The organism is Burkholderia sp. AU44665 (assembly GCF_030504405.1).
Lineage (GTDB): Bacteria > Pseudomonadota > Gammaproteobacteria > Burkholderiales > Burkholderiaceae > Burkholderia > Burkholderia semiarida.
On record NZ_JAUJRI010000014.1, the window covers coordinates 100,935 to 125,556 of the forward strand.

General features: G+C 68.3%; 22 protein-coding genes. 17 read left to right on the top strand and 5 right to left on the bottom strand.

Annotated features, from left to right (window positions below):
- Window positions 1–11: 11 nt before the first annotated feature.
- A complete protein-coding gene (locus tag QZM15_RS24485) occupies window positions 12–1,028 on the top strand; it encodes an NADP-dependent oxidoreductase (RefSeq protein ID WP_302107421.1) in 1,017 nt (338 codons plus the stop codon).
- Window positions 1,029–1,224: 196 nt separating this feature from the next.
- Complete coding sequence (locus QZM15_RS24490; protein WP_302107422.1) at window positions 1,225–1,737, top strand: thioesterase; 513 nt, start codon at window positions 1,225–1,227, stop codon at window positions 1,735–1,737.
- Window positions 1,738–1,783: 46 nt separating this feature from the next.
- On the opposite strand, the gene QZM15_RS24495 is transcribed toward QZM15_RS24490, so the two are convergent.
- From QZM15_RS24495 to QZM15_RS24510, 4 genes are all read right to left on the bottom strand, one after another.
- Window positions 1,784–2,836 carry an AI-2E family transporter gene (locus QZM15_RS24495; protein WP_059573768.1) on the bottom strand — a complete coding sequence of 351 codons (1,053 nt, stop codon included), beginning with the start codon at window positions 2,834–2,836 and terminating at the stop codon, window positions 1,784–1,786.
- Window positions 2,837–3,080: 244 nt separating this feature from the next.
- Window positions 3,081–3,665: a YSC84-related protein gene (locus tag QZM15_RS24500; protein WP_059573769.1), complete on the bottom strand. Its 585-nt coding sequence runs from the start codon at window positions 3,663–3,665 to the stop codon at window positions 3,081–3,083.
- A gap of 64 nt (window positions 3,666–3,729) precedes the next feature.
- A complete protein-coding gene (locus QZM15_RS24505; protein ID WP_059573770.1) occupies window positions 3,730–4,116 on the bottom strand; it encodes a YqjD family protein in 387 nt (128 codons plus the stop codon).
- Between the two features lie 287 nt (window positions 4,117–4,403).
- Window positions 4,404–6,275, bottom strand: a complete 1,872-nt coding sequence (locus QZM15_RS24510) for an ExeM/NucH family extracellular endonuclease (RefSeq protein WP_302107423.1) — start codon at window positions 6,273–6,275, stop codon at window positions 4,404–4,406.
- Window positions 6,276–6,482: 207 nt separating this feature from the next.
- Here QZM15_RS24510 and QZM15_RS24515 point away from each other — a divergent pair, with 207 nt between their 5' ends.
- From QZM15_RS24515 to QZM15_RS24550, 8 genes are all read left to right on the top strand, one after another.
- Window positions 6,483–6,836: a YciI family protein gene (locus tag QZM15_RS24515; RefSeq protein WP_059573772.1), complete on the top strand. Its 354-nt coding sequence runs from the start codon at window positions 6,483–6,485 to the stop codon at window positions 6,834–6,836.
- A 125-nt stretch (window positions 6,837–6,961) separates the two neighbouring features.
- Entirely contained in the window at window positions 6,962–7,381 is a 420-nt protein-coding gene (locus QZM15_RS24520; RefSeq protein WP_059573773.1) for a YciI family protein, read from the top strand.
- Between the two features lie 26 nt (window positions 7,382–7,407).
- Window positions 7,408–7,824, top strand: a complete 417-nt coding sequence (locus QZM15_RS24525) for a VOC family protein (RefSeq protein WP_059573774.1) — start codon at window positions 7,408–7,410, stop codon at window positions 7,822–7,824.
- Window positions 7,821–9,089: an RNA polymerase sigma factor gene (locus tag QZM15_RS24530; protein WP_226223837.1), complete on the top strand. Its 1,269-nt coding sequence runs from the start codon at window positions 7,821–7,823 to the stop codon at window positions 9,087–9,089. Before QZM15_RS24525 ends, QZM15_RS24530 begins: the two co-directional genes overlap by 4 nt.
- Window positions 9,090–9,312: 223 nt before the next feature.
- On the top strand, window positions 9,313–9,735 hold the full coding sequence (locus tag QZM15_RS24535; RefSeq protein WP_059583052.1) for a rubrerythrin family protein: 423 nt from the start codon (window positions 9,313–9,315) through the stop codon (window positions 9,733–9,735).
- Window positions 9,736–9,861: 126 nt separating this feature from the next.
- The gene (locus QZM15_RS24540) at window positions 9,862–11,199 is read left to right on the top strand and encodes a heterodisulfide reductase-related iron-sulfur binding cluster (RefSeq protein ID WP_124860728.1); all 1,338 of its coding nucleotides are present in this window, start codon (window positions 9,862–9,864) and stop codon (window positions 11,197–11,199) included.
- Window positions 11,200–11,225: 26 nt separating this feature from the next.
- The gene (locus tag QZM15_RS24545; protein WP_226094096.1) at window positions 11,226–11,807 is read left to right on the top strand and encodes a DUF3501 family protein; all 582 of its coding nucleotides are present in this window, start codon (window positions 11,226–11,228) and stop codon (window positions 11,805–11,807) included.
- 751 nt (window positions 11,808–12,558) lie between these two features.
- A complete protein-coding gene (locus tag QZM15_RS24550; RefSeq protein WP_099317211.1) occupies window positions 12,559–13,503 on the top strand; it encodes a transposase in 945 nt (314 codons plus the stop codon).
- A 123-nt stretch (window positions 13,504–13,626) separates the two neighbouring features.
- Here QZM15_RS24550 and QZM15_RS24555 read toward each other — a convergent pair whose 3' ends face one another.
- Entirely contained in the window at window positions 13,627–15,198 is a 1,572-nt protein-coding gene (locus QZM15_RS24555) for a mannose-1-phosphate guanylyltransferase/mannose-6-phosphate isomerase (protein WP_302107424.1), read from the bottom strand.
- 428 nt (window positions 15,199–15,626) lie between these two features.
- Here QZM15_RS24555 and QZM15_RS24560 point away from each other — a divergent pair, with 428 nt between their 5' ends.
- From QZM15_RS24560 to QZM15_RS24590, 7 genes are all read left to right on the top strand, one after another.
- Entirely contained in the window at window positions 15,627–17,000 is a 1,374-nt protein-coding gene (locus tag QZM15_RS24560; protein WP_060311804.1) for an undecaprenyl-phosphate glucose phosphotransferase, read from the top strand.
- Window positions 17,001–17,074: 74 nt separating this feature from the next.
- Window positions 17,075–18,487 carry a UDP-glucose/GDP-mannose dehydrogenase family protein gene (locus tag QZM15_RS24565; RefSeq protein ID WP_302107425.1) on the top strand — a complete coding sequence of 471 codons (1,413 nt, stop codon included), beginning with the start codon at window positions 17,075–17,077 and terminating at the stop codon, window positions 18,485–18,487.
- 30 nt (window positions 18,488–18,517) lie between these two features.
- The gene (locus QZM15_RS24570; RefSeq protein ID WP_059583036.1) at window positions 18,518–18,961 is read left to right on the top strand and encodes a low molecular weight protein-tyrosine-phosphatase; all 444 of its coding nucleotides are present in this window, start codon (window positions 18,518–18,520) and stop codon (window positions 18,959–18,961) included.
- On the top strand, window positions 18,955–20,133 hold the full coding sequence (locus tag QZM15_RS24575) for a polysaccharide biosynthesis/export family protein (RefSeq protein WP_059583033.1): 1,179 nt from the start codon (window positions 18,955–18,957) through the stop codon (window positions 20,131–20,133). The genes QZM15_RS24570 and QZM15_RS24575 overlap by 7 nt, the downstream gene beginning before the upstream one ends.
- A gap of 50 nt (window positions 20,134–20,183) precedes the next feature.
- Window positions 20,184–22,409 (top strand): polysaccharide biosynthesis tyrosine autokinase, encoded by a 2,226-nt coding sequence (locus tag QZM15_RS24580; protein WP_059639105.1) that lies wholly within the window; start codon window positions 20,184–20,186, stop codon window positions 22,407–22,409.
- A gap of 62 nt (window positions 22,410–22,471) precedes the next feature.
- Window positions 22,472–23,431: a glycosyltransferase family 2 protein gene (locus QZM15_RS24585; RefSeq protein WP_059583028.1), complete on the top strand. Its 960-nt coding sequence runs from the start codon at window positions 22,472–22,474 to the stop codon at window positions 23,429–23,431.
- A gap of 43 nt (window positions 23,432–23,474) precedes the next feature.
- Window positions 23,475–24,620, top strand: a complete 1,146-nt coding sequence (locus tag QZM15_RS24590) for a glycosyltransferase family 4 protein (RefSeq protein ID WP_302107426.1) — start codon at window positions 23,475–23,477, stop codon at window positions 24,618–24,620.
- Window positions 24,621–24,622: the final 2 nt, after the last annotated feature.

Below are 24,622 nucleotides of genomic sequence, written 5' to 3' on the forward strand. Positions count from 1 at the left end.
AGGAGAACAGCATGTCGACACCCGTGAACCGCCAGCTGCTGCTGAAGACGCGCCCGGAAGGGCGGGTCGGCCGCGAACATTTTTCGCTCGTCGAGACGCCGGTGCCGGCGCTTGCCGACGGCGAGGTGCTCGTGCGCGTGCTGTATCTGTCGATGGACCCGACCAACCGCGTGTGGATGAGCGACGTGCCGCAGTACCTGCCGCCCGTCGCGATCGGCGAGGTGATGCGTGCGCTCGGTATCGGCCGCGTGGTCGCGTCGCGCAACGCGGAGTTCGCGGAAGGCGATCTCGTGCAGGGGCTCGTCGGCTGGCAGGACTACGCGGTCGTGCCGGCCGGGCAGGCCGCGCAGCTCGTGAAGCTGCCCGCGCAGTCGGGCCTGCCGCTGCCGACGCTGCTCGGCGCGTGCGGGATGAGCGGGCTGACCGCGTACTACGGGCTGACCGACATCGCGCCGGTGCAGCCGGGCGAAACGCTCGTCGTGTCGGCGGCGGCCGGCTCGGTCGGCTCGATCGCCGGGCAGATCGGCAAGATCCACGGCGCGCGGGTGGTCGGCATCGCGGGCGGCGCGGACAAGTGCCGCTACCTGACCGAGACGCTCGGCTTCGACGCGGCCGTCGACTACAAGGCCGACGATTTCCGCCAGCAACTGAAGGCGGCGACGCCGGACGGCGTGCACGTGAACTTCGAGAACGTCGGCGGCGACGTGATGCGCGCGGTGCTGTCGCGGATGGTGATCGGCGGGCGCGTCGCGCTGTGCGGCGTGATCTCGAACTACAACAGCGGCCGCGCGGCCGACGACGTCGGCGTGCTGATCTCGAAGCGGCTGACGATGCGCGGCTTCCTGATCCTCGACTACCGCAAGAGCCGCGAAGCCGTGCAGACGCTCGCGGGCTGGCTGCGCGACGGCCGGCTCAAGGCCGAGGAAACCGTGGCCGATGGGCTCGAAAACGCGCCCGACGTGCTGAACCGGCTGTTCGACGGCGACCATCGCGGCAAGCTCGTGCTGCGGGTCGATCCGGACGCGTGACGGGCGTGCAACGCCGTTCGCATCGGGCCGCGGGGCGATGTCGATTGCACTGAGTTCGATCAACCCGGCTGCAGTTTAGGACTTGTCCCATATATTGTCCGGGCCGCTCTCCCTAAAGTGATTGCCAGCAGACAGGCGGCGTGACCGACGCGTCACGCCGCCTGTTTTTCTGGTGACGCGGCAGAGGAGAGGAAACATGCGGAACAACGCGAAGCGGTCGGGATCGGCAGCGGTATCGCGCGCCGGGGGCGTACGGAGGATGGTGATCGGGCTCGGTGTCGTACTCGCGATGTCGACTGCCATGTCGAACGCGATGGCAGCCGGGCAGCCCGCGCCGGATGGCGTCGTGCGGTTCACCGGCTCGCTCGTCGATCTCTACGACGTGACGCTCGATGCCCCGGCGGGCGTGCTCGTCGATGCACGGGAGACGGCCAACGACGCGGCAACGGCCACGCTCCGGTTCGATGCGCATGGCCGGCGCTTGCCCGGTGCGCAGGTGGCGCTGGTCGGGCCCGACGGCGCGCCGTTCGCGCCGGACGGCGGCGCGGCGGTGCGCACAACGTGGCGCGATGCGCACGCCGGGCAAAGCATGCCGCTGGCGCCGGGCCAGGTTCAGCGCGTCGGCCCGTATGGCGGCGTGATGACGATTGCGGCGGATGAAGCAACGGGCGCCGTGGCGCCCGTCGTGATCCATATCCGTCATCCCTGAGCGGCGATCTCCGCACGCGTGCGGAGCGCCGGCGGCCGGACGCGGGTCATTCGCCGTGTTCGGCGCGTGCGTAGATGTCCCAGCTCGCCATGAACAGCGCGGCGACGAGCGGCCCGATCACGAAGCCGTTGATGCCGAACAGCGCCATTCCGCCGAGCGTCGAGATCAGCACGACCCAGTCGGGCATCTTCGTGTCCTTGCCGACGAGGATCGGGCGCAGCAGGTTGTCGACGAGGCCGATCACGCCGACGCAGAACGCGACGAGGATCACGCACTTCCAGACCGCGCCGATCATCAGGAAGTAGAGCGCGGCCGGCACCCACACGAGGCTCGCGCCGATCGCGGGCAACAGCGACAGGAACGCCATCAGCGCGCCCCACAGCACGACGCCCTCGATCCCGAGGATCCAGAAGATCAGGCCGCCGAGCGCGCCCTGCACGAGCGCGACCGCGATGTTGCCCTTCACGGTCGCGCGCACGACGGTCGTGAATTTCGCGAGCAGCAGGTTCTTGTGCTCTTCGTCGAGCGGCAGCGCGCGCCGCACGCGGCGGCCGATCTCGCCGCCGTCGCGCAGCAGGAAGAACACCATGTACAGCATCACGCCGAAGCTCACGACGAACTGGAACGTGTTCTGGCCGATGCTGAGCGCCTGGGTGGCCGCGAACTGGCTGATCTGCGCGGCGCCGTCGGTCAGCTTCTTCTGGATGCCCGGGATGTTGGTCAGCCCGTATTTCTGCAGCAGGTTCTGGATCGACGTCGGCAGCGCGTGAATGATGTCGTGGAAGTACTGCGAATAGTTCGGCTGGGCGTCCTTGAGCTCCTGGTACACGTACGCGATTTCCTGCACGAGCGTGGCCGTGACGAACACGAGCGGCAGGATCACGATCAGGATGATCAGCGACATCGTGACGAGCGCGGCCAGATTGCGGCGCTTGCCGAAGCGCGCGGCCAGCCAGCGCTGCACGGGCTGGAACAGGATCGCGAGAATGGTGCCCCAGAAGACGGCGCCGGAGAACGGCGCGAGGATCCAGCAGAGTCCGACGGTAACCGCGAACAGCAGGAAATAGAAGAATTTTTGGTGATCGTGTCCGCTATCCATGGGTGCATTCGCGCAGATTGATGCGTGGTTTGATTGAATCTCGTTGCCCCGCGCGCGATCGGTTCGCGAACGTCACGGGTTCGCGGAGCAACGCGCCGCGGCCATCCGCGGGGCGGCCCATGCGGAGTATGCCCGCAAAGGTGCCGCCATCATAGCCGCTGCGTGACGCACATGCGAAAACGCCGCGGCCGGGGCCGCGGCGCTGCCGGGAAGCGAACGCGGCGCGAGGCCGCGTGCGGCGTCGTCAGATGTTGAGCTTGGTGACCTTCGTGCCGTTCACCGACAGGTCGCCCATCAGGCCTGCATTGGTCAGAATCAGCACTTCCACCGGGGCGGTGGCCGTGTTGGAGTCGACCGCACCGTTCGCGCCGACCTTCACGACCGCGACCGACGCGTCGGCGCCGGCCGACCAGCCGTCGGACTTGCGGAACGAGTCGAGCGCATCCTGCGTCATGAAGAGGAACACGACCGCCTTCGACTGCGCGCCGGCCTGCAGGCCGACCGACAGCGACGACGTGTTGTAGTAGCCGACGGTGCTGCCGCCGACGCGCAGCGCGCCGTTGCCGGACTGGGCGCCGACGATGAAGCCGGCCTGCAGCACGTTCGGGAACACGAGGACGCCGCGCGCCTTCGAGACGAGGTCGCGCGAACCCGGCACCGTCGAATACAGACGCGACAGCGTCGCGTTCACGCTGGCGTCGATCGATTGACGCTTGGACGCGCTGGCTGCGGCGGTATCGGGTTTGTCGGACGTGGTCGTGCAGCCGGCGAGGGCGAGGCTGCCGAGCATCACGGCGGCGGCGGCTTTCATGGCGAGGGACTTCTGCATGGCGATTCTCCTTCGTTGTCTGATTGATGACGGGCGGGGCGGGCGGCGGTGCACGCGGCCCCGTTCAACGGCGGGAAAGGAGCAGGCCCGCGACGAAGGCGAGGCCCGCGACGACGCCGGCGGTTTGCCACGGGTTCTCGTGCACGACCTGCGACACGCGCTCGGCCGAATCGCGCAGCCGGGCGGCCGCGCTGCCCGACGCGTAGTCGAGCGCGCCGCGCGCTTCATCGAGCCGGGCTTGCACGCGCTTGCGCAGCGCGGCGATATCGCCATCGCCATCGTTTTTCAGCAGATCTTCCAGTTCGTCGACCAGCCCGCGCAGATCGTCGGTCACGTCGGCATGCAGATCGCGGGCAGCCGCGCGCGTCGTGCGGCCCACGCGCCGGCCGGTGCGGCGGATATCGGACAGGCCGCGGTCCAGCTTGTGTTCGATCGAGTCGGTAAGCGCCATGGTGTTTATCCTCCTTTGATTCCAGGCCCATTTTGAAGATAAGACGAATCCCAGCAACCCATGTGATTCACTTCCTCCCATTGAGTTTCGAGACAAATTTTCAATTCGTCGGCAGGATCGCCGGGAAAGCCCGCCGCGCGGGGCCGCGCAGCGCTTGAAAAAATTTCGCGTCTCGGGATGAAGCAGCGTGTCGAGCAGCAGGTCGCAGTGAAGGTCCGGTAAATATGGCGTCGCCACGGGCCTCAGGTAAATAGTGCCATTGCAGGCTGGATGCTGATGCAAATGCACTACTCGACGCCCGAGCGGTGCGCACGATTCGTGCCTGCTGCCGGTGGCGCGGCGCCCCGATCCAGCGCGATGTCGATGACGAGGGGATCGTGATCCGACGAGCGGTATGCATCGGGTGCGTAATAAGCCGACCGCCGTGCGGCGGTTTTGTAATCGGGCACGGGTTGCAGCGCAACCGGTTCGTCCGCGTTGATGTGCCAGAACCGTACGGCCTTCACGCGCGCGTCGAGGGGCGGCGTGGCAAGCGCATGGTCGATATTGCCGGCCTCGCCGCGAAATACGTAGCTGTACGCAGCATCGCCGACGAAGCGGGCGACGAGGTTCGTGTAGCCGCGCGCTTCAAGCGTGCGAATCGGGTCTTCCTTTGCATAACTGTTCAGATCGCCGATCAGCAGCACGCCGCCGGCCGCGATGCCCGTCGGGGAGGTGGCGAGCCAGTCGGCGAGACGCGCGGCCGCCTGCGTGCGCGCCGCATTCCAGCAACCCTGCCCGTCGGACTGGTCGAGATCGACGCCGCTCGCATGCGGGCAGTTCTTCGACTTCAGGTGATTGACCGCGACCGTGAACGTGCGTGTGCCGTTGATGCGCCGGAACGTCTGCGCGAGCGGTGGGCGGTGGCGGCGGCCGAGCGAGACGGTGGCGGCGCGCCCGATCGGCTCGACCGCGCGGCTGTCGTACAGCAGCGCGACGGCGATTGCATCGCGGCCCAGCCGCGCGGTGCCGGGGGCGACCGCGCGCCAGCCGTCGCCGAGCTGCGCGGCGAGCCGACGGATGGCGCTCGCGTCGCCGTGGCCATTGTTCGCGATCTCCATCAGCGCGATCACGTCGGCGCGCAGCGCGCGCAACGCCGCGACGATTTTCGCTTCCTGCCGCGCGAACGCGGCGGGCGTTTTCGCGCCGCGGTTGGCCGGCGCGTCGAATCCGCCGCCGTGGCCGTCGCCGTTGAAATAGTTGAAGACGTTGAACGACACGATGCGCACGTCGGCACCGGGATGCCGGGCCGGTGCAGCGGTACGCGGGTTCGTGGCGGCTTCGAATACGGGCGCCGCGCCGGCCACCGGTTGCAGCCGCCATGCGCCGTAGCGCAGCTCGAGCACGCCTTCGACGTCGCGTACCGTGTAGCCCGCCCGCAGCATGTTGGCGGCGCTCAGTGCGGGCGGCGGATAGCGGACGACCGCCGGGTCGCGGCGGTTCGAACCGTCGTCGAGCACGATGCGGTTCAGCGCGTTGGCCGCGGCGTGCGCGGCGGCGTCGGCCGGCGGCGCGACCTGGGTCGGCGCGCGCAGCCGGCCGTTGCTCAGCACGATGCTGCCGTAGCGGCCGAGTTCGTAGGTATCGCTGACCGTCAGCGTTTGCGGCAGGCGTACGCGCATGGCTTCGTGCGCGGCGAGGACGGCGGGCGACGCGACCGGCAGCGTGAGCACTGCCGGGGTGACCGTCTGCCCGCGCGCGCAGACGGCCACGTCGCCCGACAGCGTGAGTTGCGTCCGGCCGTATTGCTCGTCGATCTTGCCGGTGATATGCACGAGATCGCCGGGCGCCACGCGCGCGTTCGGCGCGTAGACGAACAGGCCTTCCGGCACGCCCGGCCGGTGTTGGCGTTGTGCGTCGGCCTGCTGGACGAAGAAGCCGCCCAGGCCGTCGGCGCCGCCGAACGCCGCGGTGACGACCGCTTCGATCGACGCCGTTTGCCCGGCGAGCGGCGACGGGCCGCCCGCGCGCCGGATTTCGGCAATCGCCGTGGCGGCGCCGCCGCAGCCGCTGCTGACGGGCAGCGCGGCGGCGGCCGGCCGGGCGAAGAGTGCCTTGGGCGGCATGACGGACAACACCACGAACAGCACGACGGCAAACAGGGGAAGCGGGCGTGACATGAGACGGTCCACAGGATGAAAATCCGACAGTTCGGGACCGCATCTTGAAGGCAAAATGTCGGGCCGCGGCCGAAATGGCCGTCCGGCCAGTGCCGGTTGGCCAACGATGCGGCAAGCCGCTCCGCGGCTGTTACGCTTTCGCACCGCGCGTCGTGTGCCGCTCGCCCGGCGCAGGCCGCCGCGCCCCGTCCCCCACAGGAGAAATCCATGTCTTACATGCTGTTGATTGTCGAACCGACCGAACAGCGCGCCGAGCGCACGCTCGACGAAGGTCAGGCGCTCTATGCGCGGATGGTCGAGTTCGCCGAGTCGCTGAAGGCGCGCGGCGTGCTGCGCGGCGTCGAGTCGCTCGAGCGCTCCGAGCGCGGCACGCGCGTGCAGGTGCGCGACGGCGAGACGCGCCTGCTCGACGGCCCGTTCGCCGAGGCGAAGGAGATGGTCGGCGGCTTCTTCCTCGTCGACGTCGATACGCGCGAGGAAGCGATCGAGATCGCGCGCCAGTGCCCGGCCGCGCAATGGTGCACGGTCGAGGTGCGCGCGGTCGGCCCGTGCTTCCTGTGAGCGTCGCGACTCGGTATTTACCCTGATTTGTCGTGGCGCGTGTCGATCCGGCCGTCGTTCGGCCGTCGTCCGGGTAAGGCGCCGCGGAACGGGCGTCGCCTTCCACCGACGACAAGGAGCAAACGATGCGATTCATGATCATGATCCGGGCGAACGCCGTCAGCGAATCCGACGCGTTGCCGGACAACCGGCTGGTCGAGGCCATGACGGTCTATCACGAGGAACTCGCGAAAGCCGGCGTGCTGCTCGACGCCAACGGCCTGAGGCCGAGCGCCCATGGCTGGCGCGTGCGCTACGCGGGCGGCAAGGGCACGGTGATCGACGGCCCGTTCGCCGAGACGAAGGAGCTGATCGCCGGCTATACGCTGATCCAGGTGCGCTCGCGCGACGAGGCGCTCGAATGGACGCGCCGGTTTCCCGCGCCGTTCGGCGCGGAGCTCGATTGCGAGATCGAGGTGCGGCCGCTGTTCGAGCTCGACGACCTCACGCCGAGCGACGCGGTCGAGCGGTTCCGCGATCTTCACGTCGGCCGCAGCCACGCCTGAATCCAACCTCACCGGGAGCACCCGTCATGCACAAGATGGTTTTCATCAACCTGCCGGTAGCCGACCTGCCGCGCGCGAAGACGTTCTACCAGGCGCTCGGCTTCGAAGTCGTGCCGGCCTATACCAACGATCAGGCCGCCTGCATCAAGATCAGCGACGCGATCTTCGCGATGCTGCTCGTGCGGCCGTTTTTCCAGACCTTCACCGACAAGACCATCATCGATCCGGCCACGCACATCCAGGTGTTGTCGTGCCTGTCGTGCGACAGCCGCGCCGAAGTCGACGGGCTCGTCGCGAAGGCGCTGGCGGCCGGCGGGGCCGCGCCGCAGGCGCCGCGCGAGTACCCGAACATGTACGGCCACGGGTTCACCGATCCCGACGGCCACACGTGGGAGCTGATGGCCATGCCGCTGGAGGCGTCCGCCCAGGGGCAGGCGTCGTGACGCATGAGGCGACGCATCGTGCGATCGAGGCGGTCTGGCGAATCGAGGCGCCGAAGATCATCGCGCGCGCCGCGCGCGTGGTGCGCGACGTCGGCGTGGCCGAGGAGCTGGCGCAGGACACGCTCGTCGCCGCGCTCGAGCACTGGCCCGTCGACGGCGTGCCCGACAACCCGGCCGCGTGGCTGATGACAGCCGTGAAGCGTCGCGCGCTCGACCGGGTCCGGCAGGAGTCGCTTCATGCGGCGAAGCGCGACCAGCTCGGTCACGAGATGGACGCGCTCGACGCGCATGTCGTCCCCGACATCGCGGACGCGCTCGCCGACGCGCGCGACGACGACATCGGCGACGATCTGCTGCGGCTGATCTTCACGTCGTGCCACCCGGTGCTGTCGACCGACGCGCGCGTCGCGCTGACGCTGCGGCTGCTCGGCGGCCTGACGACGGGCGAGATCGCGCGTGCGTTCCTGACGCCCGAGCCGACGATCGCGCAGCGGATCGTGCGCGCGAAGCGCACGCTCGCGGCGGCGCACGTGCCGTTCGAGGTGCCGGCCGCCGATGCGCGGCCCGCGCGGCTCGCGTCGGTGCTCGAAGTGATCTACCTCGTGTTCAACGAAGGCCATGCGGCGACGGCGGGCGACGACTGGATGCGTCCGGCGCTATGCGACGAGGCGTTGCGGCTCGGCCGCGTGCTGGCCGGGCTCGCGCCGGACGAAAGCGAAGTGCTCGGGCTCGTCGCGCTGATGGAGCTGCAGGCGTCGCGCATGCATGCACGCATCGATGCGCAGGGCCGGCCCGTGCTGCTGCTCGACCAGGACCGCAGCCGCTGGGATCCGTTGCTGATCCGGCGCGGCCTCGCGGCACTGGAGCGGGCGACGAAGCTCGGCGGCGTGCGCGGGCCGTATGCGCTGCAAGCCGCGCTCGCCGCGTGTCACGCGCGTGCGCGGCAGGCGGCGGACACGGACTGGCCGCAGATCGTCGCGCTGTACGACGCGCTTGCCGAAGTCGCGCCGTCGCCGGTCGTCGAGCTGAATCGCGCGGTGGCGGTGGGGATGGCGTTCGGGCCGGCCGCGGCGCTCGAACTCGTCGACGTGCTGCGCGACGATCCGGCGCTCGCGCGCTATCACTGGCTGCCGAGCGTGCGCGGCGATCTGCTCGCGAAGCTCGGCCGCACCGACGAGGCCAAGCTGGAATTCCGCCGCGCGGCGGAACTGACGCGCAACGAGCGCGAGCGCGAATTGCTGCTCAAGCGCGCGATGGATGCGTGACGCCTGACGAGCGGGCGCGGTGCCACGCGCCGCGCAACACCGTTTTCCTGGGTACGCGCGCTCTGCCGCCATGCTATCGCCCGCATTGAAAAAGCCTATTGGGTGATGCGAACGCGAGCGCCTAGATTGAAGAGCACGATGCGCGCCCGGCGCGGCATCGTTCCCCACATATCTGATCGGCCCGGCGTCGCACGCGGCCGCGCCGACTCGAACGGAGGCGCAAATGGCTCAACTCAAGGGCAGCAAAACCGAAGCCAACCTGAAGGCCGCATTCGCGGGCGAATCGCAGGCGAACCGGCGCTATCTGTATTTCGCTTCGAAGGCCGACGTCGAGGGGCAGAACGACGTCGCCGCGCTGTTCCGCTCGACCGCCGAAGGCGAAACCGGCCATGCGCACGGCCACCTCGAATATCTCGAAGCAGTCGGCGATCCGGCGACGGGCTTGCCGTTCGGTTCGTCGCGGCTGAACCTCGAATCGGCGATCGCCGGCGAAACGCACGAATACACCGACATGTACCCGGGCATGGCGAAGGCGGCGCGCGAAGAAGGCTTCGACGAAATCGCGAACTGGTTCGAGACGCTCGCGAAGGCCGAACGTAGTCACGCGAACCGCTATACGAAGGCGCTGGACGCACTCGTCGACTGACGCGGCCCCCTGCAAGGCCGCACGGCCCGGTCGGACAATTTCGCCGACCGGCGGCCGTGCGCCGCTCGCCGCCCACACCGCGCGGGCGGCGCGTCCGCGCGCATGCGCGCCACGCTGGAGGGCCCCATGCCCCACAAGGAAGGCAGTCTCGAAGCGCCGACCCGGCATCCACTCGACTGGCAGTCCGAAGCATTCTACGACCAGGCCGCGATCGACGCCGAAATGACGCGCGTATTCGACATCTGCGCCGGCTGCCGGCGCTGCGTGTCGCTGTGCGGCGCGTTTCCGGCGCTGTTCGATCTGGTCGACGACACGCCGGCGGGTGACGTCGAGGAAGTGCCGAAGGCCGCGTTCGGCAAGGTCGTCGACCAGTGCTACCTGTGCGACCTCTGCTACATGACGAAATGCCCGTACGTGCCGCCGCACGCATGGAACGTCGATTTCCCGCACCTGATGCTGCGCGGCAAGGCCGCGCGTTACAAGCGCGGCGAAGCGACGCTGCGCGACAAGGTGCTGTCGAATACCGATGCGCTCGGCCATTTCGCCGGCATTCCGGTCGTCACGCAGGCGGTCAACGCGGTGAACCGCACGCCGCCCGCGCGCCATGCGCTCGAAGCGGCGCTCGGCGTCGATCGTCACGCGTGGCTGCCGGAATTCGCGCCGCGCAAGTTCCGGCGCGCCGCTCGGCGCTCGGACGGCCCGCCGGTGCGCGACGGCGAGCGCACGCCCGGCAAGGTCGCGATCTACGCGACGTGCTACGTGAATTTCAACGAGCCGGGGATCGGCCACGACCTGCTCGCGATCCTCGCGCACAACGAGATCCCGTACGAGCTCGTCACGCGCGAAGCCTGCTGCGGGATGCCGTTGCTCGAGCAGGGCAATCTCGACGGCGTCGCCGCGAAGAAGGCGGTGAACATTCCGGTGCTCGAGCGCTATGCGCGCGAAGGCTATGCGCTGATCGGCGCGATCCCGAGCTGCGTGCTGATGTACAAGAGCGAGCTGCCGCTGATGTTCCCCGGCGACGCAGCCGTGCGCGCGGTGGCCGACGCGTTCTGGGATCCGTTCGAATACGTGATCGCGCGGCATCGCGACGGGCTGCTGAAGACCGATTTCAAGACGGGCCTCGGCACCGTGTCGTATCACGTGCCGTGCCATGCGCGCGTGCAGAACATCGGCCGCAAGACGGCCGATGCACTGTCGCTCGTGCCCGACACGCGCGTGAACGTCGTCGAGCGCTGCTCGGGCCACGCGGGCACGTTCGGCGTGAAGAAGGCATTCCATGCGGACGCGATGCGGATCGGTGCGCCCGTGTTCAAGGCGATGGCCGAGCCTCGGCCGGATGTCGTGTCGTCCGACTGCGCGCTCGCCGGCCATCACATCGTGCAGGGCATCGACGAGAACGGACTGCCGCCGGCGCCGCTCGCGCATCCGCTGACGCTGCTGCGCCGCGCGTACGGCGTCTGAGCTGCCGGCCATCCACGAGGACATCCATGACGCTGACCCGCGACTCCCTGCTGACGCTCGAAGCGTACGCGAAGATCCGCAAGGCCGAACACGCGCGGCTCGTCGCGTACAAGCGCCGCCGCGCGGTGGCGCTCGGCCACCACCTGCGCTTCCTGTTCGAGGACGAGACGACGATCCGCTACCAGATCCAGGAGATGCTGCACATCGAGAAGATCTTCGACGAGGCCGGCATCGAAGCCGAGCTCGACGCGTATCTGCCGTTGGTGCCCGACGGCACCAACCTGAAGGCGACGATGCAGATCGAGTACGAGCACGAGATCGAACGGCGCGCGGCGCTCGCGCGGCTGATCGGGGTCGAGGATCGCGTCTACCTGCGGGTCGACGGGCACGCGAGCGTCTACGCGATCGCCGACGAGGATCTCGAGCGCGACAACGCCGAGAAGACGTCGGCCGTGCATTTCGTCCGCTTCGAGTTCGATGCGCCGATGCGCGCGGCGCTCAAGGGCGGGGCGGCGCTGTCGATCGGCTGCGATCACCCGGCCTATACGATGCCGGCGCAGCGTGTCGACGCGGACGTGGCCGCGTCGCTGGCCGACGATCTGCGCTAGCGCGTGACGGGCCCAGGGGCCACCCGCCACCGCCGCGCGCGGCCCACCACGCCGGCTTCCTCCTTTCCGTTCCGGCCTGCAACGGCCGCGCCACATGCCGCGCGGCGCGGCCGCTTGCCGGTCGCCGCGAAGATGTAACAAGCGTGACGGATTTGCATGCGGGGACACATCGGTCGCGCCACGTCAGCGTATTTTCATTACCCGCAGAGAAACAATAAAGAGATTGTGCGGAGAGATAATTTGATTCAACGCAAATTGAATGATTTACCGATCCGTGAATATCTTGTTACGAATTTTCCCCTGATTTACCGATTTCCCGAAGTAATCCCGGAGATTGTTGCCGATCGGGGTCGGATCAGGCGGTAACAGCCGGTTCGACGGCATTCTTCAGACGCTGAGACGCCCCGCCAGACGGGCCTTTGCAGCGATCGATATAAAGATCCCGCAAAAAAATTCAAGCGTAAATGGATTGCTCGCCCATGGCAGGTTGTTTCAGTGCGTAACATTAAGTCATTGTCATATTGAGATAAACCCTAGGGATGGTATGCTTCGTGCACAAAAATTCCCACATTGGAGTGAGACCGCGATTTGTGCGCCATTGCCGGGAATCGCGGCACCGTGAAAGTGCGGTGTCGCCCGGTATGCACAACGCCGGATAACCATAATGTGCAACCTGGCCGCCCCGCGACGCGATGTGTCGCGACGGCGCCGCCAATCGCAGCCCCGGCCTGGCTGCGTGGAGAGATCGACTATGTTCTTCGATGAGCTTAACGATGAAGAGTGGTTTCGCCTTTCAGCGCTGATCGCCGATGAACCCATCCGGCTGAATCGTCGTGGGCGTCCGCGCGCCGAACCGCGCGTGGTCGCCAACGCGGTGCTCTGGATCCTGACGACCGGGGAAGCCTGGTCAAAGCTGCCGGGCCGCTATCCGTCCGGGCCGACGTGCCGCCGCCGTTACGAGGAGTGGCTGGCGAACGGCACGCTGCTGAAGATGATCGACGTGCTGACGCAGTTCAGCGGGCGCACGTTCGCGTATATTCCGCCGCCGCCGGAGGCAGTCGTGCCGGCTCGCCGCGCGGAGCCCGTGCCCGACAACGACCGTCTGCGCGGCGTGTTCTGGCAGAACCCCGAGTCGTGGCAATTGCCGGTTGCGCAGGCAAACGTTTGGCAGGGCGAAGGGGCGTCGTCGTTGAGCGCGATGCGCGACGACCAGGTGGACGGCCGCGCTCGCGTGTCGTTCACGGTGCCCGGTGCGCCGGCCGCGGAGTTGCGCCATGCGCGGGCGTCGTCGGCGAGCTTCGCCGCGGCCGAGCCGCAAGTCGACGAATATCGCGGCTATACGATCAGCGGCATCGCGCAGCCCGTGCAGAACCTGATGTATCGCGCGTGGGCCGAGATCTCGCAGGACGACCGGCGCGTCGAGCGCTCGGGCCTGATCGGCCCGCGCTTCACCGATGCCGAGGCGGCCGAGCAGTACGCGCTCGACTGGGCGCGCCAGTGGATCGATCGACACGGCGCGAGCGACGCACCGGCGCGCGAGCCGCAAGGCGAAGTGCTGGCCGGTTTGTCGGCGCTGGCGCGCGCGGAATCGGACATCAAGCGCTTCATCGCCGAGCGTCGCGCGGGTGCGTTGTCGGAAAGCCGCAACGATCCCGTGCAGTCGGAGCGTCACGAATACGCGTACCGCGTGGGCTGATCGCCGCTGCCGTGCCGCGCGCGGGCCGTCGTGTGCCACGACGCCCGCGCGGGAGTCCGGTGTCTCCATGTCTGCGTTGCCCGGGCGCCGCTGTTACAGCGGCGCCCTGTGGTGCATGACGCGTTACCGTCTGCCGTAGGTATCGTCGAAGCGGACGATGTCGTCCTCGCCGAGATACGCACCCGACTGCACTTCGATCAGTTCGAGCGGCATCTTGCCCGGGTTCTCCAGGCGATGCGAGACGCCGAGCGGAATGTACGTCGATTCGTTCTCGGACAGCAGGAACGTTTCTTCGCCGCGCGTGATGCGCGCGGTGCCGCGCACGACGATCCAGTGTTCGGCGCGGTGGTGGTGCATCTGCAGCGACAGTTGCGCGCCCGGCTTCACGACGATGCGTTTCACCTGGAAGCGTTCGCCGGTGTCGACCGAGTCGTAGTGGCCCCACGGACGATGCACCTTGCGGTGATCGGTCGCTTCGGTGCCTTGTCGCGCCTTGATGTGCCCGACGATCTTCTTCACGTCCTGCACGCGCGACTTGTCCGCGACCAGCACGGCGTCGGGCGTTTCGACGACGACCAGGTTCTGCGTGCCGACGCAGGCGACGAGCCGGCTTTCCGAATGCGCGAACGTCGATTCGGCGCCTTCGAACAGCACGTGGCCGCGGCCGACGTTGCCGGTGTCGTCCTTCGGCGAGATCTGCCAGATCGCGTCCCACGAGCCGACGTCCGACCAGCCCGCGTCGAGCGGCACGACGACGCTTTCGCACAGTTGCGGCAGGCTCGCGAGCGGCTCCATCACCGCGTAGTCGATCGAGTTCGACGGCGACGCGGCGAATGCGTCGCGATCGACGCGGAAGAAATCGCCGTCTTCCTTGCCCTGGGCGACGGCCTGTTCGCAGGCCGCGTAGATCGCGGGCTCGAGCTGCCGGATCGCCTTCAGCCAGACCGACGCGCGCACGATGAAGATCCCGCTGTTCCACCAGTATTCGCCGGACGCGACGTACTGCTGCGCGAGTTCGAGGTGCGGCTTCTCGACGAAGCGGTCGAGGCGGCGCACGTCGAGGGCGCCCGTGCCGGCGTCGCCGAGCGGCGCGCCGACGCGGATGTAGCCGTAGCCGGTTTCCGCGTGCGTTGGCACGATGCCCATCGTCGCGATCTTGCCTTGCGCCGCGCAGTGCACGCCGGCCGCGACGGCCGCGTGAAAGCGCGGCACGTCCGCGACCGCATGGTCGGCCGGCATCACGGTCATCACCGCGTCGTTGCCGTTCGCGACGAGCCGTAGCGCGGCGAGCGTCAGCGCGGGCGCGGTGTCGCGGCCGAGCGGCTCGAGCATGATCGTCGCGCGCTTGGCCGTGAGGCGCAGCTGTTCGGCGGTCGTGAAGCGGTGATCCTCGCCGCACACGATCAGCACGTCGTCGTTCAGCGGATGATCGGCGCTCAGGCCGTCGAGGCGCAGTGCGGTGGACTGCAGCAGCGAATGATCGCCGAGCAGGCCGATCAGCTGTTTCGGAAAGCGCTCGCGCGACATCGGCCACAGGCGCGTGCCGGAGCCGCCGGCGAGAATCACGGGCTGCACGGCGAGGCGCGTGCCGACGGCGGGCGTACCGGCTGCGGGCGTACCGGCGGCGGGCGTACCGGCATCGGGTGCGGCGGAAGAAGAATGGCGCGTTTCGGCGGCCACTGCCGGAGCATTCATGATGACACTCTCCATGGTTGAAGTCGGTGCCTGTCGTTGTAGCATGAAGTAAATCGACAATAAAACCGGACCCAATGCCGGATATCCGCCGCGCATGCGGTCGGGAGAATTTTCCGCGGTAGCACCGGCAGGGAATAAAAAAATAAAAAATAATTCCGGGCGCCGGCCCGGCATGCCCGTCCGCAAAGGGCGAGCGGAAAGCGCGATGCGTCTGAAAAAATCCCCGTTTCAGACCGATTCGGGAAAACCTGCCGATTTAATTAAAAAAGATCGCGGCAAGAATTTCCGATTATTTTTCGAAATACTTGTGCGCTTGAGGCGGAATTTTCTTGTCGCTTCAATAGCGTCATGCAACGTTTGAATCGAAGGTGCGGCACGGGTCGCACGAGGAGCAGTTCGGCAAACGCCTGTTCAAAGAGGAAGCGGACATGTTGAGCGTGCTGGCGAGAGTCATCGATATCGCGATGGTCGTGACGGGGGCGCTGATCGCGGCGGCGCTGCACGACGGCAGCATCGGGCTCAGCGACCTGCAACGTACGACGGTGCTGTTCGATTGCCTGCTCGTCGTCGTGTTCTTTCCGGCCGTCGGCATCTACCAGTCGTGGCGCGGCAAGCGTCTCGTCGGGCTGGTGGTCCGCGTGGCGTTCGCGTGGCTCGCGGTCGAGCTCGCGGGCATCCTGTTAAGTTTCAGCTTTCACCAGTCGGGCGACCTGTCGCGGCTGTGGCTCGGTTACTGGGCGCTCGTGACGATGGCGCTGCTCGCCGGCTCGAAAGCCTGCGTGCACGTCGTGCTGCGGCAGTTGCGCCGCGGCGGCTACAACCTGAAGGCGGTCGCGATCGTCGGCGGCACGCCCGCGGCGCGACGGCTGATCGCGCAGATGCGGGCGCGGCCGGAAGCCGGCTTCAACCCGGTGTGCGTGTACGACGAAAGCGAGGCGCCGGGCGAAGTCGCGCTCGACGACGTGCGCATCGAGCGGCAGTTCGACTCGCTGGTGTGGCTCGTGCGCAGCCGCGCGATCAGCGAGCTGTGGCTCACGCTGCCGATCACGGAGGAGCGCCGGATTCACCATATCGTGACGGTGTTCCGCCACGACTTCGTGAACATCCGCTTCATTCCGGACGTGCGCACGCTGTCGTTCTTCAACCAGGAAGTGGTCGAGGTGCTCGGCGTGCCGGCGATCAACCTCGCGGCGTCGCCGATCACCGACGTGCGGATCCTGCCGAAGTTCGTGTTCGACCGGCTGTTCGCGCTGGCGGCGCTCACGGCGCTCGCGCCGGTGATGGTGCTGATCGCGGCGCTGATCAAGCTGACCTCGCGCGGGCCGGTGTTCTTTCGGCAGAAGCGCAAGGGCATCGACGGGCACGAGTTCGAGATCTACAAGTTTCGCTCGATGAAGGTGCACCAGGAAGTGGCCGGGCAGGTCACGCAGGCGACCAAGAACGACGCGCGCGTGACGCCGGTCGGCCGGTTCCTGCGGCGCACGAGCCTCGACGAGCTGCCGCAGTTCATCAACGTGCTGAAGGGCGAGATGTCGGTGGTGGGGCCGCGCCCGCATGCGCTCGCGCACGACGACATCTACAAGGATCTGGTCAAGGGCTACATGTTCCGCTACCGGATCAAGCCCGGCATCACCGGATGGGCGCAGATCAACGGCTATCGCGGCGAGACCGACCAGATCGAGAAGATGATGGGCCGCGTGAAGCTCGACCTGTACTACATGCAGAACTGGTCGTTCTGGCTCGACATCAAGATCGTCGTGCTGACGTTGTGGAAAGGCTTCACCGGCAGCAACGCGTACTGACGCCGACGCGCCGCGTCACGCAGGCATTCCGGTTTTCCGAATTTCGAATCATTGGTCAAGGGGTCCGACACATCATGAATCTGACTATCATCGGCAGCGGTTACGTAGGGCTTGTCACCGGCGCCTGTCTCGCCGACATCGGGCACGACGTGTTCTGTCTCGACGTCGACCAGGCAAAGATCGACATCCTGAACGACGGCGGCGTGCCGATTCACGAGCCGGGCCTGAAGGAAGTCATCGCGCGCAACCGCTCGGCCGGCCGCCTGCGCTTCTCGACCGACGTCGAGGCCGCGGTCGCGCACGGCGACGTGCAGTTCATCGCGGTCGGCACGCCGCCGGACGAGGACGGCTCGGCCGACCTGCAGTACGTGCTCGCGGCGGCGCGCAACATCGGCCGCTACATGACCGGCTTCAAGGTGATCGTCGACAAGTCGACGGTGCCGGTCGGCACGGCCGAGCGCGTGCGCGCCGCGGTCGCCGAGGAGCTCGCGAAGCGCGGCGGCGACCAGATGTTCTCGGTCGTGTCGAATCCGGAATTCCTGAAGGAAGGCGCGGCCGTCGACGATTTCACGCGGCCGGACCGCATCGTGATCGGCTGCGACGACGACGTGCCGGGCGAGCGCGCCCGCGAGCTGATGAAGAAGCTCTACGCGCCGTTCAACCGCAATCACGAGCGCACGCTGTACATGGACGTGCGCTCGGCCGAGTTCACGAAATACGCGGCGAACGCGATGCTCGCGACGCGTATCTCGTTCATGAACGAGCTCGCGAACCTCGCCGACCGCTTCGGCGCCGACATCGAGGCCGTGCGCCGCGGGATCGGCTCCGATCCGCGCATCGGCTACCACTTCCTGTACGCCGGCTGCGGCTACGGCGGCTCGTGCTTCCCGAAGGACGTCGAGGCGCTGATCCGCACGGCCGACGAGCACGGCCAGTCGCTGCAGATCCTGAAGGCCGTGTCGTCGGTCAACGCGACGCAAAAGCGCGTGCTCGCCGACAAGATCGTCGCGCGTTTCGGCGAGGACCTGAGCGGCCGCACGTTCGCGCTGTGGGGCCTCGCGTTCAAGCCGAACACCGACGACATGCGCGAGGCGCCGAGCCGCGAGCTGATCGCCGAGCTGCTGTCGCGCGGCGCGCGCGTCGCCGCCTACGACCCGGTCGCGCAGCAGGAAGCGCGCCGCGTGATCGCGCTCGATCTCGCCGATCACCCGAGCTGGCTCGAGCGTCTCTCCTTCGTCGACGACGAGGCGCAGGCTGCGCGCGATGCCGACGCGCTCGTGATCGTCACCGAATGGAAGGCGTTCAAGAGCCCCGACTTCGTCGCGCTCGGCCGCCTGTGGAAGGCGCCCGTGATCTTCGACGGCCGCAACCTGTACGAGCCGGAGACGATGAGCGAGCAGGGTATCGAGTACCACCCGATCGGCCGGCCGGGCTCGCGCCAGGCGGTCGCCGCGCGCGTGCCGGGCGCCGCGCGCGCCAGCGCGTAACCCGTTTTCCGTCACTCGTTACGAGACGCCATGTTCCGGAACATCCTGATCGTCTGCCACGCCAACGTCTGCCGCAGCCCGGCGGCGGAAATGCTGTTCAAGTCGCACGCCGCGTCGCGCGGCGGCCCGCGGCCGACGTTCCATTCGGCCGGCGTGCACGCGAACGACGGCGACGGCATCGATCCGGTGATGCGGCAACTGCTCGCCGAGCGGGGCGTCGATGCGACGACCCACCGCTCGCGGCGGCTGTCGCGCCGGATCGTGCGCGACGCCGACCTGATTCTCGTCAGCGAGCGCGGACAGATCGCGGCCGTCGAATCGGTCGATCCGTTCGCACGCGGCAAGGTTCACCTGCTCGGCAAGTGGGAAGGGGCCGAGATCGCGGACCCGCACGGCGGCCCCGAGGCCGACTACCGCGAGAGCTACTCACTGATCGAACGTCTGGTTCAAGGATGGCTACAGAAACTATGCTGAAACGCCCGATGCGCCCGGTGGCGCTTGCCGTCGCGCTGACGACTTTCCTGTCAGCCTGTGCAACCGCGCCCGGCAACTACCTCGACTCGTCGAACCTGAAGGACGACGGCCGGCAGGAAGCGGCCGAAACCTATCCGGTTCATTACATCGACGCCAAAGTGGTGATGGACCAGCTGCAGAAAGCGCAGGTCGATCATCCGCTGCCGCCCGGGCGCTATACCGATCCGTCGCAGTACACGTATCGCGTCGGCCCGCAGGACATCCTCGGCGTCACCGTGTGGGACCACCCGGAGCTGACGACGCCGCAGGGCCAGTCGTTCTCGAGCGGCGGCAACACGACGCAATCGGTCGCGGGCGCGTTGCAGCAGCCGTATACGACCGCGCTGCCGGGCCAGGCCGATCCGTACGGCCAGACGGTCGCCGCCGACGGCACGATCTTCTTCCCGTTCGTCGGCCGGATTCGCGTGGCCGGCAAGACGGTCGCGCAGATCCGCGACGAGATGGCGTCGAGCCTCGCGCGCTACGTGAAGAATCCGCAGCTCGACGTGCGCGTGCTGTCGTTCCGCAGCCAGAAGGTGCAGGTGACGGGCGAGGTGAAGCAGCCGGGCCCGCTCGCGGTGAGCGACGTGCCGCTCACGCTCGTCGACGCGATCTCGCGCTCGGGCGGCTCGACCGCCGAGGCCGACCTGCAGCGCGTGCGCCTGACGCGCGACGGCAAGCTGTACACGCTCGACGCGAACGGCGTGCTCGATCGCGGCGAGGTGAAGCAGAACGTGATGCTGCAGCCGGGCGACATCGTCAACGTGCCGGACCGCAGCGACAGCCGCGTGTTCATCATGGGCGAGGTCAAGACGCCGGTCACGGTGCCGATGCTCAAGGGCAAGCTGACGATCGCCGATGCGCTGACCGCGGGCGGCGGGATTCTCGACACCGACGCGAACCCGCGCAAGATCTACGTGATGCGCGGGATGCGCGACAACCCGACGAAGCCCGAAGTGTACCGCCTCGACATGACGCAGCCCGATGCGCTGATGCTGTCGAGCCGCTTCCCGCTTCAGCCGCTCGACGTCGTCTACGTCAGCACGGCCGGTTCGGTGCAGTTCAACCGCGTGCTGCAGCAGGTGCTGCCGACGATCCAGACGATCTTCTACATGCGGCAAATCACGCGCTGATAGCCCGCCGGGGCGGCGTCCGCCCCCCGGCACCACTCAAGCGGGAACGAATGGTGAACACGCAAGCGAAACACTCCTACGCGGACCTGACCGCGAAGACCGAGGAAGAGGACGTCGTCCTCGGCCAGTTGCTTCAGGTCATCCTGGACGACATCTGGCTGCTGCTCGGCATCGCGGTGATGGTCGTCGCGCTCGCCGGCCTCTACTGCTTCGTCGCGAAGCCGGTCTACCAGGCGGACGTGCACGTGCGGGTCGAGGGCAACGACAACACGTCGCAGGCGCTCACGCAGACGCAGACGGGCGCGTCGATCAACAGCGGGCCGCAGCAGGCGCCGACCGATGCGGAAATCGAGATCATCAAGAGCCGAGGCGTAGTCGCGCCGGTGGTCGAGCAGTTCAAGCTGAACTTCTCGATCGCGCCGAAGACGCTGCCGGTGATCGGCAGCCTCGCCGCGCGCGTCGCGACGCCCGGCGAGCCGTCGCGGCCGTGGCTCGGCCTGAAATCGTACGCGTGGGGCGGCGAAGTCGCCGACGTCGATTCGATCAGCGTCGTGCCGGCGCTCGAAGGCAAGAAGCTCACGCTGACGGCCGGCCCGAACGGCACCTATTCGCTCGTCGACGAGAACGGCACGCGGCTGCTGGCCGGCCGCGTCGGCGAATCGGCGCAGGGCGGCGGCGTGACGCTGCTCGTGAGCAAGCTCGTCGCGCGCCCCGGCACGCAGTTCACGGTGGTGCGCTACAACGATCTCGACGCGATCAGCGGGTTCCAGGCCGGCATCCAGGTGAGCGAGCAGGGCAAGCAGACGGGCGTCGTGCAGATCTCGCTCGAAGGCAAGGACCCGGACCAGACCGCCGCGATCGCGAACGCGCTCGCGCAGTCGTACCTGAACCAGCACGTGATCGCGAAGCAGGCGGAAGCGACCAAGATGCTCGACTTCCTGAAGGGCGAGGAACCGCGCCTGAAGGCCGACCTCGAGCGCGCCGAAGCCGCGCTCACGCAATACCAGCGCACGTCGGGCTCGATCAACGCGAGCGACGAGGCGAAGGTCTACCTCCAGGGCAGCGTGCAGTACGAACAGCAGATCGCCGCGCAGCGTCTGCAGCTCGCGTCGCTCGCGCAGCGCTTCACCGATTCGCACCCGATGGTGATCGCCGCGAAGCAGCAGCTCGCGGAGCTGCAGGGCGAGAAGGACAAGTTCAGCAACCGCTTCCGCAGCCTGCCGGCGACCGAAGTGAAGGCCGTCCAGCTCCAGCGCGACGCGAAGGTCGCCGAGGACATCTACGTGCTGCTGCTGAACCGCGTGCAGGAGCTGTCGGTGCAGAAGGCCGGCACGGGCGGCAACATCCATCTCATCGATTCGGCACTGCGTCCGGGCGCGCCGGTCAAGCCGAAGAAGGTGCTGATCCTGTCGGCCGCCGTGTTCCTCGGGCTGATCCTCGGCACGGGCGTCGTGTTCCTGCGCCGCAACCTGTTCCAGGGCATCGAGGATCCCGACCGCATCGAGCGCACCTTCAACCTGCCGCTGTACGGGCTGGTGCCGCAAAGCGCCGAGCAGGTGAAGCTCGACGCGGCGGCGGAGAAGGGCGGCAGCCGCGCGCGGCCGATCCTCGCGAGCCTGCGTCCGAAGGACCTGAGCGTCGAAAGCATGCGCAGCCTGCGCACCGCGATGCAGTTCGCGATGATGGACGCGAAGAATCGCGTGATCGTGCTGACCGGCCCGACGCCGGGCATCGGCAAGAGCTTCCTGACGGTCAACCTCGCGGTGCTGCTCGCGCATTCGGGCAAGCGCGTGCTGCTGATCGACGCCGACATGCGCCGCGGGATGCTCGACCGCTACTTCGGCCTCACCGTGCAGCCGGGCCTGTCCGAGCTGCTGAGCGATCAGTCGCCGCTCGAGGAAGCGATCCGCGAGACGCCGGTGCAGGGCCTGTCGTTCATCGCGGCCGGCACGCGCCCGCCGAACCCGTCGGAGCTGCTGATGTCGACGCGCCTGCCGCAATACCTCGAAGGGCTCGGCAAGCGCTACGACGTCGTGCTGATCGATTCGCCGCCGGTGCTGGCGGTGACCGACGCGACCATCATCGGCCGCATGGCCGGCTCGACGTTCCTCGTGCTGCGCTCGGGCATGCATACCGAAGGCGAGATCGCCGATGCGATCAAGCGCCTGCGCACCGCGGGCGTCGATCTGGAAGGCGGGATCTTCAATGGCGTGCCGCCGAAGGCGCGCGGCTACGGCCGCGGCTATGCGGCCGTGCACGAATACCTGAGCGCTTGACCGCATTGCACGACACCGGGCCGGCGCGCGCCGCATCGGCCCGGCCGAATGGAGAACCCTCGATGAAAATTTCCGTGCTCGTTCCGACCTACCGGCGTCCCGCCGACCTCGCGCGCTGCCTGCTGGCGCTGCAGCGGCAGCAGCGGCTGCCCGACGAGGTGATCGTCGTCGCGCGCCCGGAGGACGACGCCACGCACGAACGGCTTGCCGATCCGGCGGTCGGCGGCGCGCTGCCGCTGCGCATCGTGCCGGTCGACGTGGCCGGGCAGGTCGCCGCGCTGAACAAGGGGCTCGACTCGGCGGGCGGCGACATCGTCGCGATCACCGACGACGATGCGGCGCCGCACCCCGACTGGCTCGCGCGCATCGAAGCCGCGTTCCTGTCCAACCCGCGCGTGGGCGCGGTCGGCGGGCGCGACTGGGTGCACGAGAAGGGCCGCGTGCTCGACGAATCGCGCGAGCGGGTCGGCCAGCTCACGCTGTCGGGCAAGATCGTCGGCAATCATCACCTCGGCGTCGGCGGCGCGCGTGAAGTCGACATGCTGAAAGGCGCGAACATGAGCTACCGCCGCGCGGCGATCGAACGGCTGCGCTTCGATACGCGGCTGCGCGGCGCCGGCGCGCAGGTGCACAACGACATGGCGTTCAGCATGGCCGTGCAGCGCGCGGGCTGGACGCTGCTGTACGACCCGGCGATCGCCGTCGATCATTTCCCGGCCGAGCGCTTCGACGACGACCGGCGCGATGCGGCGTCGCTGAACGCGATCGGCAACGGCGCGTACAACCTGCAGCTGACGCTGCGCGAGCATCTGCCCCCGCTGCGGCGCGAGATCGCGTGGTGGTGGTGGACGCTGGTCGGCACGCGCGTCTATCCCGGCTTCGCGCACGTGCTGCTGTCGCTGCCGAGCCCGCGGCGCGCCCGCGTGCTCGCGCACTGGCGCGCGGTGCGCCGCGGCGCGCGCGATGCACGCCGCACGAACCTCGCCCCCCACCGTGCGGCGATGCCGCCGGTGACGTCTTGAACGGCCTGCGCGCCTCGCGCGCGGCCATGCCCGGAGGGCTCGCATGACCACCAAGGCTGCAACGAACGTTCACGTCCATTTGTTCTACGGCGCCGATCCGCGTACCTACCGGAAAGGCGACGGCATCGGCTGCCTGTACGGCTATCACCACGCCGAATCCGACGAATTCCGGCTGACCTATTCGCAGGACGTGCGCGAGAACCGCGTCGTGAGCCTCGCGCGCCGCGCGCTGAAGGCGGCGCTCGGCTTCGACGTCGTGCATGCGTGGCGCAACCGCGCGGCGCTGCGCACCGCCGACGTGATCTGGACGCACACCGAGCAGGAGCATCTGGCCGCCGCGCTGATCCTGAAGCTCGCCGGCGCGCAGGGCAAGCGCCCGCTGCTGCTCGCGCAGAGCGTGTGGCTGTTCGACAAGTGGGACGGCTTCGGCGGCCCGCGCCGCTGGCTGTACCGCAAGCTGCTCGCGCGCGCCGATGTGCTGACCACGCTCGCCCGCGACAACGCCGAGCTGTGCCGCCGCACCCTCGGGCGCGAAGCCGAGTTCGTCTATTACGGGCTGAACACGCAGGATTTCCCGCCGGTCGAGCCGCGGCAATGGCAGCCGAACCGGCCGCTGCGGATCGCCGCGATCGGCAACGACCGCGACCGCGACTGGCGCACGTTTCTCGCCGCGTTCGGCGGCGACGAACGCTACGACGTGCGGCTCGCGACGCGCCGCCGCGTGCCGCGCGAGTGGCATGCGCCGAACGTGAAGATCGGCTCGGCATCGGGGCTCGCGAAGCAGCACGAGCTGTACGCGTGGGCCGACGTGATCGTCGTGCCGCTGCGGCCGAATTTCCACGCGTCGGGTATCACCGTGATGCTCGAGGCGGCGGCCGTCGGCAAGCCGATGATCGTGTCCGACGTGGGCGGCCTGAGCGACTACTTCCCGCACGATACGGCCGCCTACGTGCCGGCGTTCGACGCGCAGGCGATGCGCCAGGCCGCCGACCGCTTCGTCGCCGATCCGGCGGCGGCGCTCGACTGCGCACGGGCGGCCGCCGCGTGCCTGCGCGAACGCAACCTGACCACGCAGGCGTTCGCCGAGCAGCACGTGCGGATCACGCGCGACATGCTGCGCCGGCGCCGCACGCCCGCGGCGGCGGACGCCGCGATGCCGCTCGCGGATTCGAGCGCGTCGTCGCGGTGAGC